The 569-nt window shown below is 36.0% G+C and carries 1 protein-coding gene; it reads right to left on the bottom strand.

Annotated elements, in window-relative coordinates; genetic code table 11:
• Nucleotides 1–569 (bottom strand): NPCBM/NEW2 domain-containing protein (locus tag ABD939_RS15535; protein WP_345170482.1); only part of this gene is annotated, 569 nt, incomplete at both ends.

The following is a 569-nucleotide window of genomic DNA, read 5'->3' as shown; positions in this document are numbered from 1 at the left end:
GTCATTTAGGTTGTTAGCTCCTTTTTCTAAAACAAGTTTAAGTTGATTAACACCATTGATATCAACATCAATAAATTGTGCATCATCAGCCCCTGTTAGCGTTTGGCTAGTAAATAATAGGATATCATCTCCATAGACTTCAAATTGAATACTTGCATTAGTATTAGCTCCTTGCGAGTCATCAACCCCGATGTACGCTTTAAAGTTTTGGTAATTACTGCCAGAAATATCATAAACAATTTCCGACTGCGCATGTGATCCAATACCATGGTTAAAGGTTTGCCCGTTAATAACCATAGGCCCTCCAGATATATTAGTATTTCTTGCAGGGGTTAGGTATTCTTGTTGAGCAGCAATCCAATCTAAATCACTCAAGTTAGTTTCAATTGGTGTATCGCATGCTGAAAATACGTTAGTTGTAATGGATAGGGCATTACTAATAGGACTTTCATTATTATCTGCATCTAAAGCAGTAACGGTAAAGTTGTAAGTTGTAGCTTCTGTAAGCCCTGTTACTTGATAGTTTAATACATTACCTAGAGTTGCTTCTAAGATACCGTCTTTATAGA

The organism is Algibacter aquimarinus, from assembly GCF_039543265.1.
GTDB classification, from domain to species: domain Bacteria; phylum Bacteroidota; class Bacteroidia; order Flavobacteriales; family Flavobacteriaceae; genus Algibacter_B; species Algibacter_B aquimarinus.
The sequence above is the reverse complement of the archived record's forward strand: the minus strand, read 5'-3'. Positions and strand labels throughout refer to the sequence as shown.